This is a genomic window from Roseburia zhanii, assembly GCF_014287635.1.
Taxonomy (GTDB): Bacteria; Bacillota; Clostridia; order Lachnospirales; family Lachnospiraceae; genus Roseburia_B; species Roseburia_B zhanii.
This window is the reverse complement of record NZ_JACOPH010000008.1, coordinates 51,647-68,333: the sequence shown is the minus strand read 5'-3', so window position 1 is coordinate 68,333 and position 16,687 is coordinate 51,647. Positions and strand designations below refer to the sequence as shown.

Genomic DNA, 16,687 nt, shown 5'->3' with positions numbered 1-16,687 from the left:
TTTATTTTTCTATCCCCGATATTCAAATGCATTTTCAAGATGCCTGATATTTCCATCTCCATCAATTGCGATCACATCAAATCTGCATGATGTATCTAATGCATAATGATGTCTGGCATAATAACACAAAGCCGTCCGGCTGATACGGCATTGTTTCCGGTAATCGACCGCTTCTAACGGATCACCGCAGCTATATGTGGCTCTGTATTTCACTTCACAGAAAATAAGATCATTTTCTGCAGATGATGCAATAATATCAATTTCTCCATATTTATTTCTATGGTTTTGTTCTAAGATAGTATATCCCCTTTTGGCAAGATAATCTGCCGCCATCTGTTCATAATCACTCCCAATTTTGCGTTTATTCACCCAATTCTCCTTTTCACCTGCTATTTGATCTTTGAACGCAGTCTGTCCATATCATCTACAAATACCAGGATTTCTGCGACAACATCATACAATTCCGGCGGGATCGTATCTCCGATCTCAAGTTTTGATAATGTATCTGCCAGTTTATTATCTTTATAAAATGGCACATTTCCTTCTTCACCTTTTTTGATGATACGCTCTGCTAGTTCCCCTTTTCCTGTGGCTAAGATCTTCGGTGCAAGATCTCCCGGTTCATACGAAAGGGCAACTGCTGTTTTTACTTTTATATCTTCTTTTTTACGCTCCATATCTTCACGCCCTGACATCAAAAGAATATCTATGCACCATTCCTCCTGCGGATGGTGTTTTCTGTTTTAACATATCTTCTACAAAATTCATTTTTTCTTCCTGAGTCGTAACAGAGATCTTTACCTGATACCCTTTTTGTTCTAATCGTTCCTCAAGGATATCCATATGATCTAAGATCAGCTGGTAAGATGCATCATCTGCTAAATAAAAATTCGTTGTCACCTGCTTTTTACGCAGTTTTACCGATACATCTGTAGAACCTAAATGCTCTAAATCTAAATGCAGGAATGCAGTCAGTTCTTCATCTGCATCATGGTGTTTTCTGCCTCCGGTATAGACATACAGATCGCTGTGGGCATTCTGTCCTGATAATTTCAAAGGGATCTGCATATAGGCACATGTATGGTTTAACTGATTCATAAACTGGATATTATTCCGTACATTAGATGCTGTATCTGTTAATTGTGGGGAACTCTGATGGAAATTCTTCAATACCTTTTCCATCTGTGCTAACTGACGGTCTAAACGTTCATATAATTCATTGATCTTATGCTCGCTTTTTAATTCTTCCGGCTTTAAAAGCCACTGTTCTTCCATGACACTACGCACGATATTCCGGTATTCTTTAGAAGAAATTAACTCCTTTAAGATCTGTCTGCTGACTGGATCTGTACTGTTAAATGCCTCTGAAAGAACCTGCAAAAATTCTTTGGCAGACAGATTTCCGTTAAGCTGATCCTGCGATAGATCCGGAAGTTTCATAAGCTGTGCAGATAATTTTTGTATATCCCGCTGCATGTTATCTGGTACAGTTTCCATGGCAGACGCTGATGTCTGTGTATTGCCCTCTGCTGTGGTCTGCTGCACATTTTTGTCTGTATTCTGTTCTTGTGCTACAGAAGATACACTCTGTTCATCTGCTCCTGCCGCAGCAGATGCCGCCTGCTCATTTTTGTCCGCTGATACAGATACTTCCTGCCCGTTTTCTTCTGTTGCAGCAGAAGATACCATCTGTCCATCTTGTCCTTCTATCACGGATGCGTCGGTATTCTCCCCGGATGAAGCAGATACTATCAGGTCATTTTCTGTAAGAACTGCTGCTTTTGTTTCTTCTGTAACAGACGCTTCACCCGCACCCTGTCCTTCTACGGCTGATGCAGCATCAGAACCTGCATCTGCTGTATCCTGTGCTGCCTGCATTTCCTCTGATCCGCCTAAAAAAATATCGATCATCTGCTGGTTTAATTCTAAAAGTCCCGTTCCATCTTTTCCTAATTGTTCGGGCAAAAGTTCCATGACAGACTCTAACTGGTCTAAAATCGCATACTGGTCTGATTTATAATTTTCAAACTGTGCTGCCATTTCATCCGTCACAGGAATACCAAGCTTTTCCATCTGCACAACCGTTGCAACGTCTATCTGTGGATTACCCACCACTAGCTTTGCCATAGAAATAAGACTCTGTCTGTCAATCGGCATCGACTGCTCCATCATGGTATTTACCATCGTAAGCATCTTGCCGCTCACCTGTAGATTTGCTGCATCTAATGCATAAAGCAATGTCGGATTGCTGCTTACTCCATTAGAATATGGACGAATTGCGATCTGTGTTCCATTATTGGATTTTACCTGAAAAAACATAGACTCCCCGACCTGCACCGATACTCCGTTATCTAACCTCGCCTGTATGGTCTTGCCATCTGAAAGTCCTAAGGTTACGACACCGTCTTCAACCTGATTGACGCTCCCCTCAAAAATATTTCCGACAGACATTTCTGAAAACGAAGACATCACCTGACGGATTCCCTGTGTTCCATTCGGAACTACCGTACCATTTGCAATATTTCGATTGTACTGGTTCAGCATATCCGTAATCTGCATAGCATCCTCCTATGTTTCCATCAACTTACAATATCTTAATAAAAGTACTGACATCATACAAAATTTTTAATAAAAGAATTCCTGTGTATCGGGGATGGCCCGTATTGTTTCAGTGCTGCAATATGTGCCGCCGAACCATATCCCTTATTCGATGCGAAATCATATTCCGGCAGAACCTTCGCATATTCCTCCATCAGTCTGTCCCTTGTCACTTTTGCTACAATACTTGCTGCTCCAATAGAAATACTCTTTGCATCTCCTTTGATGATCGGAATCTGTCTGATATCCACCTGCGGGATCGTAACTGCATCATTTAATAATATATCGGGTTTTATGCTTAATTTTTGAATAGCTTCCCGCATAGCTTCATAAGTAGCCTGCAAAATATTGATCTCATCGATCCTCTGCGGGGATGCCATTCCGATGCCAACAGCAACTGCCTGCTCCATGATCACATCATATAGTTCCTCTCTCTTTTTTGCGGAAAGTTTTTTAGAATCGTTGATATAAAGGATCTTACAGTCTTTCGGCAGAATGACTGCACCGGCAACGACCGGCCCTGCCAATGGTCCTCTTCCAACCTCATCGATCCCACAGATATAGCCACAGGTATCATATTTCTTTTCATATACTTTTAACTGTTCGATACGTTCCATTTCAAGTTCAAGATCATGCAGACGCTTTTTTGCCTGTGCAACCAGCTTTATCACGCCTGCTCTTTCATCTGTCTGATATTCTGTAATAAAAGAAGGCAGCTCACTGTCTAAGGCTGCCTTCAACTCATCTTTGATCGTTCCAATTTTCTTATCCATTTGTTAAACTCCCTGTCCCTCTGACGGCATTTCGATCGTAAATCTTCCTGTTTTTCCACTGCGGAATTCATCGATCACTAATGCTGCTGCTTTGCTGTAATCTAATTCATTCCCCTTACTGCGGCAGTTACGTTTATCCGCAATGAGTTCTAACATTTTTACAGCATCGTCTGTTTCTTCTACATCATATCTGTTTTTCAGGACACCAGCATATTCTGACAACAGAATCTTTAAAAGTTCTAAGGCAAGTTCATCTGTATTTAATATTTCGTCCTTGATCGAACCGATCAGTGCCAGACGGAGTCCTACCATCTGATCTTCAAATTTCGGCCACAAAATACCCGGTGTATCTAATAATTCCACATTTTTATTCAGGCGGATCCACTGTTTGCCTTTTGTGACACCCGGCTTATTCCCTGTCTTAGTACATGCCTTGCCTGCAAATGTATTGATAAATGTTGATTTTCCAACATTCGGTATACCTACGACCATTGCACGCACCGGACGGTTTTTGATTCCCCTCCTGCGGTCACGTTCGATCTTCTCTTTACATGCTTCCATGATCGTATTCTGGATCGCTTTCATGCCATTCTTGCTTCTGGCATCAATGCATACGACAAAATAACCTTTGCTCTGAAAATATTCACTCCAGATCTCTGTCTTTTTTGCATCTGCTAAATCCGCTTTATTCATTAAAATGAGTCTTGCTTTATTTTTTCCAAGTTCATCAATATCGGGATTCCTGCTTGAAAATGGAATCCTCGCATCTACTAATTCTATGATCAGATCGATCAATTTTATATCTTCCTGCATCTGACGTTTTGCTTTCGTCATATGCCCCGGATACCACTGAAACTGCATACTGTTCTCCTTTTTTATTTTAAAAATCCAAAATCCTGAAATGGCGATACGATAAACCATGCCTTGCCGATAATATATTCTTTTTTGACATTTCCTATATTCGCATACCGGCTGTCTTCACTGTTGTTACGGTTATCACCTAATACAAAGTACTCATCATCGCCTAACGTGATCTCATCTGCCGCAAGTTCAGGATCTAAAATAGCAGCTGTATCAACAGCTTCTTCAAATAATTCCCCATTGACATAAACAGCACCGTCTTTGATCAAAACCGTATCATTCGGCACCCCGATCACACGCTTCACATAATAATGCGATTTTTCATTGCCATTTGGCAGGAATACGATGATATCATTTGCCTTGGGTTTTGTGACTGAATAGACAAAACGATTGATCAGAATCTCCTGATCATTCTCTAATGTTGGTGCCATGGACTGTCCGACCACACTGGTGCGGAGTCCGATATAATAAACTAATACAAATGCGATCACCAGTACCAGTACAATCTCTATCACCCATGAAACAATCTCTTTGACAACCGGTACGTTGATCTTCTTTTTTTCATGTCCAAAATGTAATCCGCTTCTTCTCATATCTTCCTCATCCGCAGCTATTTTTCCCTGCATAGTTACGCTTATCTTTTATCTGCTTATTTCGATTTTCTGCACCGTTTCAGTATACACGGAAACAAATCGGATGTCTAGCCTGTGGATGATGAAAAAAAAAGAAACGCCATGACAGCGTTTCTTTTTTTCATAAAATTATTCTGCATCCGGCTTCTCAACTGCGGAAATTGCAGCTTTCTGCATCGGAATACGGCAGTTCTTATTGCTTCCAAATTCAACGATCACTGTATCTTCGTCAATGTCAATGACTACGCCATAGAAACCGCTGGTTGTTAAAACGGTATCTCCTACAGCTAAATCTGCTAACATAGCATTCTTTTTCTTCATCTCTTTCTGCTGTGGACGAATCATAAAGAAATACATAAAAACAAATAAGATCACCAATGATAAAAGCATTGGAAGTGAACTTCCTGCGCTTGCAGTTAATAATACAGACATTATTCTTCCTCCTAATAAAATCGTAACTATTCTATACTCTCAAAGCACTTAGACTATTGTACACAAATCTTTATAAAAGGGCAAGTAGTTTATAGAAATTTTAGTCTTTACTCCTGTGGTCCCTGTGCCATACGATATAATTTTTCTTCTTTATAACTCTGATATCTGCCCGCATCGATCGCATCCCTGATCTCTTCCATCATCGTATTGTAAAAATACAGATTGTGAAGTACGGTCAGACGCATACCAAGCATTTCCTTTGCTTTCAGCAGATGTCTGATATATGCCCTGCTGTAACGGCGGCAGGTCGGGCACTGGCAGCCTTCTTCGATCGGTCTTGCATCTTTTGCATATTTCTGATTGAACAGGTTGATCTTACCCTGATTCGTATATACATGACCATGACGACCATTTCTAGTCGGATATACACAGTCAAAGAAATCCACTCCACGGTCAACAGCTTCTAAAATATTTGCCGGTGTTCCGACACCCATCAGATATGTTGGCTTATTCTCCGGCAGATGCGGCACTGTCACATCTAAGATATGATACATTTCTTCATGTGTTTCGCCGACTGCCAATCCACCAACTGCATATCCGTCTAACTCCATTTCTGAAATTCTTTTGGCATGATCGATACGGATATCTTCGTAAACAGCACCCTGATTGATGCCAAATAAAAGCTGTTCTTTGTTGATCGTCCGCTCAAGTCCGTTTAAGCGGTTCATCTCCGTCTTACAGCGTTCCAGCCATCTGGTTGTCCGGTCAACGGAATTTTGTACATAAGTATGGTCTGCCACACTGCTCGGACATTCATCAAATGCCATTGCGATCGTTGAAGCTAAATTAGACTGGATCTGCATACTTTCTTCCGGCCCCATAAAAATCTTACGTCCATCAATATGGGAATTGAAATATACACCTTCCTCTTTGATCTTACGGAGTCCTGCTAATGAAAATACCTGAAATCCGCCTGAATCGGTAAGAATCGGTTTATTCCATGACATAAACTTATGCAGACCACCCATCTCATAGATCAGATCATCTCCCGGTCTGACATGCAGATGATAGGTATTCGATAATTCTACCTGTGTCTTGATCTGCTCTAAATCTTCTGTAGATACTGCTCCTTTGATCGCAGCTGCTGTTCCAACATTCATAAAAACCGGTGTCTGGATCACACCATGTACCGTGTGGAATTCTGCCCGTTTTGCATTTCCGTCTTTTTTTAATAGTTTATATTCTGCCATTGTGATATCTTCCATTCTTCTTTTTTTCGAAACAAATTGCCAGAAACACAGATCGTGATCCTGGCAATCAATTCCCTGATATTATTTCCTAAATGTAACTTTTCGCATTGCACCACCCTTTATAAATAACTTCTGGTATGCTGCAATTTTCATATCCGGTACCTTTACTACACACTTCTTGTTGAGATTGCGAAATGCGTTTTTACCAACAGAGTTAAGTTTTTTAGAATTGATCGTGATCTTCTTTAGATTCCTGTCACCATAAAAAGCTTTTGCTTCTATTTTTTTCAGACCTTTTCCTATGATAACGCTCTTTAATTTCTGGCAATTCTTAAATGCGTCTTCTTCAATCGTCTGCACATTGTCTGCAATCTGCACTGTCTGCAGCTGTTTATAATCTTCGCATGCTTCTTCCTCGATCGCAATTACTTTAAAACTATAACCATCCTCTGAAATAGTTGCCGGAATCTTGATGCTTTTTACTGTTTTTTTACCTGCTTCACAAAATGCAACTGTTCCACTCTCCTTGCTTTCATCCCACGAAAGTACTTCGTATACATATTTGTTAGAAGTTACAATTTCATCGCCTTCTTCATAAAGTTCATCTTCCTCATCGTCTTCTTCGTCATCATCATCATCGTCGTCATAATCACTGTCATCTTCCTGTGCATAACAGACCATTGCCGGCTGTTTGATGGAAATACCAAATGTTAATACAAATAATACACTCATTAAAAACATAAGTCTTTTTTTCATAGGTAACACCTCCATCTTATTTTGATAAATTATATCATGCATTTTCCGTATTGGCAATGTTTTTCCATCTAGAGTTTCCGTACTTTTATCCACAAAACCTTGATTTACCACACTATTCCCTTTATAATAAAATCACTGTATGATTTTACAGTAACAAAGTATGTAACGATAACATTACAGAATACCAAAGTATACGAATATCAGGAGGCTTACATGGCAGGTTCAACATATGGCAATATATTTAAGATCACAACATGGGGGGAATCCCATGGAAAGGGTATCGGTGTCGTGATCGACGGATGTCCGGCAGGACTTCCTCTATCAAAAGAAGATATCCAGATATATCTAAACCGCAGGAAACCGGGACAGTCCCGCTACTCTACCCCCCGTAAGGAAGATGATGCAGTAGAGATCCTCTCCGGTGTCTTTGAGGGAAAGACAACCGGCACACCGATTTCTCTTGTTGTATTTAATAATAACCAGAAATCTAAAGACTATAGTGAAATTGCAAGTTACTACCGTCCCGGACATGCAGACTATACTTTTGATGCCAAATACGGTTTTCGGGATTATCGTGGCGGCGGACGTTCTTCCGGCAGGGAAACCATCGGCAGAGTTGCCGCCGGAGCAATCGCTGCAAAGATATTAAAACAGCTGGGTATCACTCTCACTACCTACACAAAATCCATCGGAGCTATCCGCATTTCTTCTTTTGATGCGGATACCATCTACAACAATCCGCTTTATATGCCGGATGCAGATGCTGCCAAAAAAGCAGAAGAATATTTAGAAAAATGTCTGTCTGAATCCGACTCTGCCGGTGGTGTGATCGAATGTATCATCGATGGTGTTCCAGCCGGCATCGGTGATCCTGTCTTTGAAAAATTAGATGCCAATCTCGCAAAAGCCATCCTTTCGATCGGTGCCGTAAAAGGCTTTGAGATCGGTGACGGATTCGACGTGGCACTTGCAAAAGGAACCACAAACAATGACAGCTTTTACATGACAAATGATCATACGGTTGCCAAATCCACGAACCATTCCGGTGGTGTTCTAGGCGGTATGAGTGATGGTTCAAAGATTATCTTCCGTGCAGCCGTAAAGCCAACACCTTCTGTTGCCTCTTTACAGAAAACGGTCAACAAATCCGGTGAGGACATCGAGATATCCATTCATGGACGGCATGATCCGATCATTGTTCCTCGTGCGGTCGTTGTCGTAGAATCCATGGCAGCACTTACGATCCTTGATGCCATGCTTTTCAATATGTCCGCAAAAATGGATAATATCTGTAATTTTTATAAAAACTAAGCGCAAAGCGTCTTGGCATTTTAAAAGATCTGCTGGGAAGTTGTGGTGACCACGTTTATATCGAAGACGGTGTACATATGTCATACGGCTCCCTTGCGGGAAGAATGTTAATCTGAATACAATTTTAAAATAAAATACCGGTTCCACAATTATTTTCATTCTTGTGGAACCGGTATTTTTTAACCTTCTAACTTATGGATAAATACACAGTTTGGTTTGTCGATCTTGATCGGTTTTCCTTCCATCAATGCAAACTTCTTATCATAAAATGTTGCATAAGTATTGATCTCATTTGTTTCATGGTTCAATGTCATGAAATGTTTGTCATCAGGAAATACTGCTAATGCTTTCGGGAAATCTCCGCTGATCGGTGTGATACAGTTCAATGTCAGCATACCGGTTTCCTCACCACGTTCAAAGATCGTTACTTCATCTGTTCCTGCACTACAGCAGAACAGATACTTTCCATCCCATGAGAACTCCATATTCTGGGAACTGCAGCGGTCATCTACTTTTGCCTCTGTAGAAATGGTCTGGATACGGTCAAATTCCGGGCCTTTTTCATCAATATAATAATTATATACATCAACGGTATTCTTCAACTCATTTAAGATATATGCATTTTTGCCATCTTTGCTGAAACGGATCATCTTTGGTGCTGAATCTAAGTCACAACGGATAATATCTACTAATTTTAATTTGCCGGTCGTATAATTGATCCGGTACACTTTGACATGGTCTAAAGCTCCATCGACTGCACACAGATACTTCTGATCCGGTGTTACTTTTACACAGTTGACATGCGGACGGCTGCTTCTGTCTGCAGCACTTCTTCCCACACCTTTATGGAAGATACCATCTGCGATCTCTCCTACGGAACCATCTTCATTGATATTCATCATGGAAACTCGTCCATCATGGTAACCTGCAACATACAGATAACGGTTTTCCCTATCAACATCGATATAACAGCCTCTCATACCGCCGATCCACTGTTCGTTCATCGGCTCTAAATCTCCATCAGGAAGTACTTTAAAAGATTTCACACCTTCGTCTGTAATGGAATATAGGAATTTTCCATTTGTAGAAACGATCAGGTCTGAAGGATTATTGATCTCAATTACTTTACGCTCCTTCATCGTTCCATTCAAAACATCTAAATCATAAATATGGATTCCTATACTATGTTCATAAGTATAGGTGCCTACATATGCAACGTACTTTTCCTGTTTCATCGTCAACACTCCTCTTCTTTTCTGCGTAAAATATCATAGCGCACTAATGGTGTACCTAAATCTATCAATAGTTTCTGCTTCGGATGAGGTGCGGATTCCATTTCATTTCCGTCTTCATCTAGTATTTTCTGAACAGTTACGATAAGATTCTCCCCTGACGGTTTCATCACTTCTATTTCTTCCCCGACAGAAAACTTATTCCGCTGTTCGATCTGATAGAGCCCATCTATGCAATCGCCTACGATCCCTAAATAGGTATACTCTTTCAGATATGTGTTATTATCATAAATCTGTGCTTCCTCCGAAGGTTTTCCAAAGAAAAATCCTGTTGTAAACTGGCGGTAAGTACAGTTTGATATCTGTTCTAAATACCATGGCATATGTTCTTTATAAAGTTCCGGTGATTCCATATAATCATCGATCGCTTTCCGGTATGTCCTTGCTACCGTTGCCACATAAAGGGCTGTTTTCATTCTGCCTTCAATCTTAAAACTGTCGATTCCGGCATCAAATAATTCCGGTATATGTTCGATCATGCACAGATCTTTGGAGTTAAAAATATAGGTTCCCCGTTCATTTTCAAATACCGGCATATATTCTCCCGGACGTTTTTCTTCTACGATAGAATATTTCCAGCGGCATGGATGGGTACAGGCTCCCTGATTTGCATCTCTTCCGACTAAATAGTTACTTAACAGGCATCTGCCTGAATATGAGATACACATTGCACCATGGATAAAGGTTTCGATTTCAAGATCATCCGGTATATTTGACCGGATATCTTTAATCTCCTGCAAAGATAATTCCCTTGCTGATACGACACGTTTTGCTCCCTGCGCATACCAGAACATGTAAGTTCCATAGTTGGTATTATTCGCCTGTGTGCTGATATGTCTTTCAATCTCCGGACAGACTTCCTTTGCGATCATAAAGACTCCGGGATCTGCAATGATCAGGGCATCCGGTTTTAATTCTTTTAATTCTACAAAGTACTCCCGCACACCTTCAAGATCTCCATTATGTGCAAGGATATTTGCCGTAACATATACTTTGACACCATGTTCATGTGCAAAGGCGATACCTTCTGCCATTTCTTCTTTTGTAAAATTCTTTGCTTTGGCACGGAGTCCAAATGCCTCACCACCAATATATACTGCATCTGCTCCAAATACAACTGCTATTTTTAAAACTTCAAGGCTGCTCGCCGGTATCAATAATTCTGGACGTTTCATCTGTTCTTCCTCACAATCTGCTTTTTCGTACTTACAGTCAGTCCATCTCCGATCGGCAATACGGTACTTACTAATTCCTCATGGTGTGTGACTGCATACAGATATTCCCTCATTCTTTTATGGATCGTACGGTTTCTTCTTGTCACTGCAAAACGGGATTCTATGATATCCCCGTCCTGTAATACATTATCAGAAACCAAGGTGCCATCTGTATCTAGCAGCCTCACTAATTCCGGTAAAAAATGGATATACTGTGCTTTGGCAGCATCCATAAAAATGAAATCAAATGTTTCATCTAAGGTTGGAAGGATCTCTGCGGCATCACCTTCTAATAATGTGATCATCTGCTCCCTTCCCGCTGCTTTAAAATTTGCCTTGGCGATCGGGATACGTTTCTCATAATTCTCGATCGTAACGATCCTGCACTCTATGGGATTATACTCTGCCATCAGTAATGTAGAAAAACCAACGGCTGTTCCTACCTCTAAGATACGTTTCGGCTGTGTAGCTGCAAGTATCCATTTTAAAAACTGCTGTGTTTCCTTTCGTATGATCGGAACAAATGTATCTAGTGCTTCCTGTTCTAATTGATTTAAAAATGCGGTATTACCGGTATCTAATGAATTGATATATGTCACAAGACGTTCATCTGCTATCATATCTTTATATCATTCCTCTGTTTCGGTTTCTGTAACTTCGTCTGCGGACATCACCTGCATCATATCTTTTGCAGTCATAGATGTCGATAGTGTATAAACACCTGCTTTGATCTTTTTGGAATATGAGGATAATTTTAACTGTACTGCAAACAGGTCTGCACTACGCACTAACCCTTTCTTTTCTAACAAAGCACCGATATCTCTTGCACTCATATCTGATGATATCTGCACTACTTTCTCTTTTGCATTTTCTTCCGTATCTACTGCCTGTTCTGTAAATACACGATAACCAAAATCATATGCCATTCTGCCACCCTGATATAAACAAAGCACAATCAGTATCGTAACAAGAATGGAAAAACTGATACTTATAATTTTCATTACCACTTTACTGGCGTTCATAATCTCCTCCGTCTGTGAAACCTTCTGTCTGCTTTCCTTCAAAATCTGCTTCAAAATCCAGATTCTCGATCAGCTGCCAGTTAATCTGCTGTACGATCCGGCAGAATGCATTTTCGGCTGTCAGATATTCTCTTACAACGGGATGATTGATCACTTCTGCATATTCCCGCTGTAACTTATCTGCTTCTTCAAAGATATCCATTCTGCTATTCTGCATATCATAGTTTTTCTTACGAAATTCATCTGCCTGCTGTTTTAACAGGGGATATCCTCTGAGTTCCTGCTTTGCCCTCTGATACCGGTTATATTCTTTACTTTCTTTAATTGCTGCGATCAGCGTTTCTGTCGCTTCCTGCACCTGATTCATATCTATCCTCCCGACCACTCTTACCATTCACAGGTATCCCGCAAACGGTAATCTTATACTTCCATAATAATCGGTATGATCATCGGTCTTCTCTTTGTTTCTTTCCAGACAAATTCTCCTAAGGCATCTTTGATTTCTGATTTGATCTTGCCCCAGTCGGTTACATTTTTATCCATCATCTGCTGCATTGTGACGTCTAATACCTGCTTTGCTTCATCCATCAGGCTCTCGGAACCTCTGACATAGACAAATCCCCTTGATACGATATCCGGGCCTGCAAGTACCTGTCCGGAACCTGCTTCTAAGGTCAGAACAACAATGATGATACCTTCTTCTGCTAAATGCTGTCTGTCACGAAGTACGATATTTCCAACATCACCAACGCCAAGTCCGTCTACCATGACATTTCCGACATGTACATGTCCGGTCACTTTTGCATCTTCTTCATCTAATTCTAAAACATCACCGGAAGATAAGATAAAGATATGGTCTTTGTCATATCCTAATTCTTCTGCAATACTTGCCTGTGCCATCAGATGTCTGTATTCTCCATGAACCGGAATTGCATATTTCGGACGAACCAGTGAATAGATCAGCTTGATATCTTCCCGGCAGGCATGTCCTGATACATGGGCATCCTGAAAGATAACATTTGCGCCCTTCATAAACAGTTCATTGATCACGTTTGAAACTGCCTTCTCATTACCCGGAATCGGATGGGAAGAAAAGATGATCGTATCTTTTGGCTTGATCGCGATCTTCTTATGCATACCGGATGCCATACGTGACAACGCTGCCATGGATTCTCCCTGACTTCCGGTTGTAATGAGTACCGTCTGCTCGTCCGGATAATTCTTAAGCTGTTCAATGTCGATCAGTGTATTCTCCGGTATATCTAAGTATCCTAATTCTGTCGCAGTAGAAATGATATTGACCATACTTCTTCCTTCTACGACTACTTTTCTGCCATATTTGTATGCTGAATTGATGATCTGCTGTACACGGTCTACATTCGATGCAAAAGTAGCGATGATGATCCTTGAATTTTTATGTTCTGCAAACAGGTTATCAAATGTCTTTCCTACGGATTTTTCTGACATCGTAAATCCCGGACGTTCTGCATTTGTACTGTCACACATCAGCGCAAGGACACCTTTTTTACCAAGTTCGCCTAATCTTGCAAGATCGATGGTATCTCCAAATACCGGTGTATAATCTACTTTGAAATCTCCTGTGTGTACCACGATTCCTGCCGGAGAATAGATTGCAAGTGCTGCCGCATCCTGAATACTATGATTTGTTTTGATAAATTCCACCCTGAAATTGCCCAGATTGATGTGCTGTCCGTACTTAACTACTTTTCGTTTTACCTTTGTCAGCATATTGTGTTCTTTTAACTTATGGTCAATGATACCGATCGTTAATTTTGTCGCATAGATCGGTACATTTAATTCTTTTAATACATAAGGGATCGCACCAATATGATCTTCGTGTCCATGTGTGATAAAAAATCCCTTTACTTTATCCATATTCTCTTTCAAATATGTGATGTCCGGAATGACAAGATCGATTCCTAACATATCGTCCTCCGGGAATGACAATCCGCAATCCACTACAATAATGCTGTCTTCGTATTCGAAAGCTGTAATATTCATTCCAATCTGTTCTAATCCTCCTAATGGAATGATCTTAAGCTTTGAATGTTCTGTTGATTTCTGTTTCAAAAATGATTACCTCCAAATTCTCGTTCTATTTACGTTTACGTGTCCTAATATTCTAAATCAACATCTTCCATCAGTTCTGCGAATACCTTGCCGATAGCTTCTAATTCCTGTTCATCCTCCACCATCTCATACACGGTATCTTCTCCCTCTGAAGATGTTTCTTTCAAAATATAAGCTTCAGAATCGCCTTCCTCGTCTTCTGTGACTAAAAGGTAATTCTGATTGTTGATCTGTGTCTGCTCTAAGCAGAAAAATTCGATTGACTCCTCCGTATCAGGAGCATTAAAAATAATTTTTTCCATTCCTAGTCCTCTGTTTTCTGATTCCGCAAAAAATCCAGATATCCCTGCAATATGAACATTGCTGCGATCTTATCCACATACTCTTTGCGATGCTCCCTGCGGATACCGCTTTCCATCATTACCATATCCGCTGCAACTGTTGTCAGACGCTCATCCCACAATTCTACCGGCAGATTCGTTCTTCTCTCTAACATATCCTGAAATTCACGGGTCTTTTCGCAGCGTTCACCCTCTGTATTGTTCATGTTCTTAGGATAACCTAAAACAATTTTTTCGACACGATAAGTAGAGGCAAGTTCTTCGATCCTTGCCAGTGTCTGCCGCAATTTGCCCGGTGACTTTCTTCGGATGATCTCTACGCCTTGTGCTGTCAGTCCTAATTCGTCGCTGACTGCCACGCCAACCGTATGGGAACCAAAATCCAGTCCCAAAATCCGCATATTATAAGCCTCCGTATTATTTTGACAATTTTGTCTTGATGTATTCCTGTAAGATTTCTTCTACAATTTCGTCACGTTCTACTTTCATGATCAGACTTCTTGCATTATTATGGCTGGTGATATAAGTAGGATCACCGGACATAACATATCCAACAATCTGATTCACCGGATTATAACCTTTCTCTGTCAATGCTTCATATACGATTGCAAGTACGTCTTCTACCCGCATCTCCAGTTCTTTTTCTACTTTAAAAAATTGTGTGTTATTCAAATTCTGCATAATTTCACGCCCTTATATTCTGCTCTTTTGTTATTCATGTATGAAAAGATCACACATGGCAACGCAAAAGCATTGCTAATGCTATTGTAATATATTCTTGTCTAAAATTCAACCATTAGATACAGGTCGTCTGAAAGCCGCTCTGTGATCGTCCCTGTTTGGAATGTGTTTGAAATATCTTCTGCTGTTTCTAATGCCACTTTTACATACTCTTTTGTATATCCTGTAAAATAGCGTTTTCCATTTATTTCTACCGGTTCTTCCATTAAAACTTCCACCGGTTTATCCATATAATACTCTCTGTATTCCTTAGACATCCTATGTTCTAACTGTAACAGTTCATTGCTGCGGAGCGTCTTTATCTGCTCTGCAACCTGATCTTTCATAGCGGCTGCTCTTGTGCCTTCTCTTTTTGAGTATTTAAAAATATGCATCTCATAAAAACGGATCTTTTCAAGATAGCTTTTCGTCTGTGCAAATTCTTCATCCGTTTCCCCCGGAAAACCTACGATTACATCGGTCGTGACCGCCGGATGGTCAAAATACGTTCTAAGGAGCCTGCAGCCATCTTCATATTCTTTCGTATCATATTTGCGGTTCATACGCTCTAAAACGGTATCACATCCACTCTGTAAGGATAAATGGAAATGCGGACAGATCTTATCTATCCCTGCGATCGCTTTTACGAATTCTTCGGTTACGATCCTTGGTTCTAAGGAACCTAACCGGATGCGTCTGATCCCTTCGATCTTTGCTGTTTCTTCGATCAGATGTAAAAGACAATCGTCGATATCGATCCCATACGAACTAAGATGTATCCCTGTCAGTACGACTTCCTGATAACCATTATCTGCTAATGCCTGAATTTCTGTTAAAACATCTGTAAGGCTGCGGCTTCTGACACGCCCTCTTGCATAAGGGATGATACAGTAACTGCAAAACTGGTTACAGCCATCCTGCACTTTGATAAAAGCTCTTGTATGCTCTGCTGTTTTTGTCATGCTCAAATTCTCATATGACTGTCTGTGGTTGATCTCTGTCACAGACTCTTTTTGTGCATGATCTTTTTCATAGGCCAGGATTGCAGGGATCAGATCATGTTTTTTATTGTTTCCGATAATAATATCGACTGCTTCATCTAACTTGGCTTCTTCCATTTTTGTCTGCACATAACAGCCGGCTGCTATGACGATGCTGTCTGGATTTTTCTTTTTCGCACGATGCAGCATCTGTCTGGATTTACGGTCTGCCATATTCGTTACGGAACAGGTATTGATCACGTAGACATCTGCCTGTTCTGAAAAGTCTACGATCTCATATCCTGCTTCTTCAAGGAGCTGCTGCATGGCTTCTGTTTCATATGCATTTACTTTGCATCCTAAATTATGCAGCGCCGCCTTTTTTTTGTTTATTTTACTCACTTTTCGCCTCCA

At 40.5% G+C, this 16,687-nt stretch carries 20 protein-coding genes; 1 reads left to right on the top strand and 19 read right to left on the bottom strand.

What is annotated here, in order from left to right; translation table 11 throughout:
* Positions 1–9 precede the first annotated feature (9 nt).
* The 9 genes from H8S17_RS10285 to H8S17_RS10245 form a co-directional block, all read right to left on the bottom strand.
* Positions 10–369: a YraN family protein gene (locus H8S17_RS10285; RefSeq protein WP_186867240.1), complete on the bottom strand. Its 360-nt coding sequence runs from the start codon at positions 367–369 to the stop codon at positions 10–12.
* Between the two features lie 20 nt (positions 370–389).
* A complete protein-coding gene (locus H8S17_RS10280; protein WP_178050305.1) occupies positions 390–677 on the bottom strand; it encodes an EscU/YscU/HrcU family type III secretion system export apparatus switch protein in 288 nt (95 codons plus the stop codon).
* Between the two features lie 4 nt (positions 678–681).
* On the bottom strand, positions 682–2,559 hold the full coding sequence (locus H8S17_RS10275; protein WP_186867239.1) for a flagellar hook-length control protein FliK: 1,878 nt from the start codon (positions 2,557–2,559) through the stop codon (positions 682–684).
* Between the two features lie 53 nt (positions 2,560–2,612).
* Complete coding sequence (locus tag H8S17_RS10270) at positions 2,613–3,371, bottom strand: ribonuclease HII (RefSeq protein ID WP_186867238.1); 759 nt, start codon at positions 3,369–3,371, stop codon at positions 2,613–2,615.
* Positions 3,372–3,374: 3 nt separating this feature from the next.
* Positions 3,375–4,232 (bottom strand): ribosome biogenesis GTPase YlqF, encoded by an 858-nt coding sequence (ylqF, locus tag H8S17_RS10265; RefSeq protein ID WP_186867237.1) that lies wholly within the window; start codon positions 4,230–4,232, stop codon positions 3,375–3,377.
* Positions 4,233–4,246: 14 nt separating this feature from the next.
* Complete coding sequence (lepB, locus tag H8S17_RS10260) at positions 4,247–4,825, bottom strand: signal peptidase I (protein ID WP_178050301.1); 579 nt, start codon at positions 4,823–4,825, stop codon at positions 4,247–4,249.
* 168 nt (positions 4,826–4,993) lie between these two features.
* Entirely contained in the window at positions 4,994–5,296 is a 303-nt protein-coding gene (gene yajC / locus H8S17_RS10255) for a preprotein translocase subunit YajC (RefSeq protein WP_178050300.1), read from the bottom strand.
* A 107-nt stretch (positions 5,297–5,403) separates the two neighbouring features.
* Positions 5,404–6,546: a tRNA guanosine(34) transglycosylase Tgt gene (gene tgt / locus H8S17_RS10250; RefSeq protein WP_186867236.1), complete on the bottom strand. Its 1,143-nt coding sequence runs from the start codon at positions 6,544–6,546 to the stop codon at positions 5,404–5,406.
* An 81-nt stretch (positions 6,547–6,627) separates the two neighbouring features.
* On the bottom strand, positions 6,628–7,302 hold the full coding sequence (locus H8S17_RS10245; protein WP_186867235.1) for a leucine-rich repeat domain-containing protein: 675 nt from the start codon (positions 7,300–7,302) through the stop codon (positions 6,628–6,630).
* A gap of 213 nt (positions 7,303–7,515) precedes the next feature.
* Here H8S17_RS10245 and aroC point away from each other — a divergent pair, with 213 nt between their 5' ends.
* Positions 7,516–8,613, top strand: coding sequence for a chorismate synthase (gene aroC, locus H8S17_RS10240; protein WP_186867234.1), 1,098 nt, complete (start codon positions 7,516–7,518; stop codon positions 8,611–8,613).
* A 179-nt stretch (positions 8,614–8,792) separates the two neighbouring features.
* Here the strand turns inward: aroC and H8S17_RS10235 are convergent, their stop codons facing one another.
* From H8S17_RS10235 to mtaB, 10 genes are all read right to left on the bottom strand, one after another.
* Entirely contained in the window at positions 8,793–9,848 is a 1,056-nt protein-coding gene (locus H8S17_RS10235; protein WP_186867233.1) for a lactonase family protein, read from the bottom strand.
* A 2-nt stretch (positions 9,849–9,850) separates the two neighbouring features.
* Positions 9,851–11,080 carry a peptidase U32 family protein gene (locus H8S17_RS10230; RefSeq protein WP_186867232.1) on the bottom strand — a complete coding sequence of 410 codons (1,230 nt, stop codon included), beginning with the start codon at positions 11,078–11,080 and terminating at the stop codon, positions 9,851–9,853.
* Positions 11,077–11,739: an O-methyltransferase gene (locus H8S17_RS10225; RefSeq protein ID WP_186867231.1), complete on the bottom strand. Its 663-nt coding sequence runs from the start codon at positions 11,737–11,739 to the stop codon at positions 11,077–11,079. Before H8S17_RS10225 ends, H8S17_RS10230 begins: the two co-directional genes overlap by 4 nt.
* A gap of 9 nt (positions 11,740–11,748) precedes the next feature.
* The gene (locus H8S17_RS10220) at positions 11,749–12,141 is read right to left on the bottom strand and encodes an endolytic transglycosylase MltG (protein WP_186867230.1); all 393 of its coding nucleotides are present in this window, start codon (positions 12,139–12,141) and stop codon (positions 11,749–11,751) included.
* Entirely contained in the window at positions 12,128–12,508 is a 381-nt protein-coding gene (locus H8S17_RS10215) for a YlbF family regulator (protein WP_186867229.1), read from the bottom strand. The genes H8S17_RS10220 and H8S17_RS10215 overlap by 14 nt, the downstream gene beginning before the upstream one ends.
* Before the next feature lie 53 nt (positions 12,509–12,561).
* Entirely contained in the window at positions 12,562–14,232 is a 1,671-nt protein-coding gene (locus H8S17_RS10210; protein WP_186867228.1) for a ribonuclease J, read from the bottom strand.
* A 44-nt stretch (positions 14,233–14,276) separates the two neighbouring features.
* Positions 14,277–14,534 (bottom strand): DUF1292 domain-containing protein, encoded by a 258-nt coding sequence (locus H8S17_RS10205; protein ID WP_178052077.1) that lies wholly within the window; start codon positions 14,532–14,534, stop codon positions 14,277–14,279.
* A gap of 2 nt (positions 14,535–14,536) precedes the next feature.
* The gene (gene ruvX, locus H8S17_RS10200; protein WP_186867227.1) at positions 14,537–14,974 is read right to left on the bottom strand and encodes a Holliday junction resolvase RuvX; all 438 of its coding nucleotides are present in this window, start codon (positions 14,972–14,974) and stop codon (positions 14,537–14,539) included.
* A 16-nt stretch (positions 14,975–14,990) separates the two neighbouring features.
* Complete coding sequence (locus tag H8S17_RS10195; protein WP_186867226.1) at positions 14,991–15,254, bottom strand: IreB family regulatory phosphoprotein; 264 nt, start codon at positions 15,252–15,254, stop codon at positions 14,991–14,993.
* A 101-nt stretch (positions 15,255–15,355) separates the two neighbouring features.
* Complete coding sequence (gene mtaB / locus H8S17_RS10190) at positions 15,356–16,675, bottom strand: tRNA (N(6)-L-threonylcarbamoyladenosine(37)-C(2))-methylthiotransferase MtaB (RefSeq protein WP_330595725.1); 1,320 nt, start codon at positions 16,673–16,675, stop codon at positions 15,356–15,358.
* Between the last annotated feature and the right edge of the window lie 12 nt (positions 16,676–16,687).

What these genes read in the sequence shown, in the direction of transcription:
- H8S17_RS10280 (WP_178050305.1), bottom strand. Translation starts at nt 677, where the DNA reads ATGGAGCGTAAAAAAGAAGATATAAAAGTAAAAACAGCAGTTGCCCTT.
- H8S17_RS10275 (WP_186867239.1), bottom strand. Translation starts at nt 2,559, where the DNA reads ATGCAGATTACGGATATGCTGAACCAGTACAATCGAAATATTGCAAAT.
- H8S17_RS10270 (WP_186867238.1), bottom strand. Translation starts at nt 3,371, where the DNA reads ATGGATAAGAAAATTGGAACGATCAAAGATGAGTTGAAGGCAGCCTTA.
- ylqF (WP_186867237.1), bottom strand. Translation starts at nt 4,232, where the DNA reads ATGCAGTTTCAGTGGTATCCGGGGCATATGACGAAAGCAAAACGTCAG.
- lepB (WP_178050301.1), bottom strand. Translation starts at nt 4,825, where the DNA reads ATGAGAAGAAGCGGATTACATTTTGGACATGAAAAAAAGAAGATCAAC.
- yajC (WP_178050300.1), bottom strand. Translation starts at nt 5,296, where the DNA reads ATGTCTGTATTATTAACTGCAAGCGCAGGAAGTTCACTTCCAATGCTT.
- tgt (WP_186867236.1), bottom strand. Translation starts at nt 6,546, where the DNA reads ATGGCAGAATATAAACTATTAAAAAAAGACGGAAATGCAAAACGGGCA.
- H8S17_RS10245 (WP_186867235.1), bottom strand. Translation starts at nt 7,302, where the DNA reads ATGAAAAAAAGACTTATGTTTTTAATGAGTGTATTATTTGTATTAACA.
- aroC (WP_186867234.1), top strand. Translation starts at nt 7,516, where the DNA reads ATGGCAGGTTCAACATATGGCAATATATTTAAGATCACAACATGGGGG.
- H8S17_RS10235 (WP_186867233.1), bottom strand. Translation starts at nt 9,848, where the DNA reads ATGAAACAGGAAAAGTACGTTGCATATGTAGGCACCTATACTTATGAA.
- H8S17_RS10230 (WP_186867232.1), bottom strand. Translation starts at nt 11,080, where the DNA reads ATGAAACGTCCAGAATTATTGATACCGGCGAGCAGCCTTGAAGTTTTA.
- H8S17_RS10225 (WP_186867231.1), bottom strand. Translation starts at nt 11,739, where the DNA reads ATGATAGCAGATGAACGTCTTGTGACATATATCAATTCATTAGATACC.
- H8S17_RS10220 (WP_186867230.1), bottom strand. Translation starts at nt 12,141, where the DNA reads ATGAACGCCAGTAAAGTGGTAATGAAAATTATAAGTATCAGTTTTTCC.
- H8S17_RS10215 (WP_186867229.1), bottom strand. Translation starts at nt 12,508, where the DNA reads ATGAATCAGGTGCAGGAAGCGACAGAAACGCTGATCGCAGCAATTAAA.
- H8S17_RS10205 (WP_178052077.1), bottom strand. Translation starts at nt 14,534, where the DNA reads ATGGAAAAAATTATTTTTAATGCTCCTGATACGGAGGAGTCAATCGAA.
- ruvX (WP_186867227.1), bottom strand. Translation starts at nt 14,974, where the DNA reads ATGCGGATTTTGGGACTGGATTTTGGTTCCCATACGGTTGGCGTGGCA.
- H8S17_RS10195 (WP_186867226.1), bottom strand. Translation starts at nt 15,254, where the DNA reads ATGCAGAATTTGAATAACACACAATTTTTTAAAGTAGAAAAAGAACTG.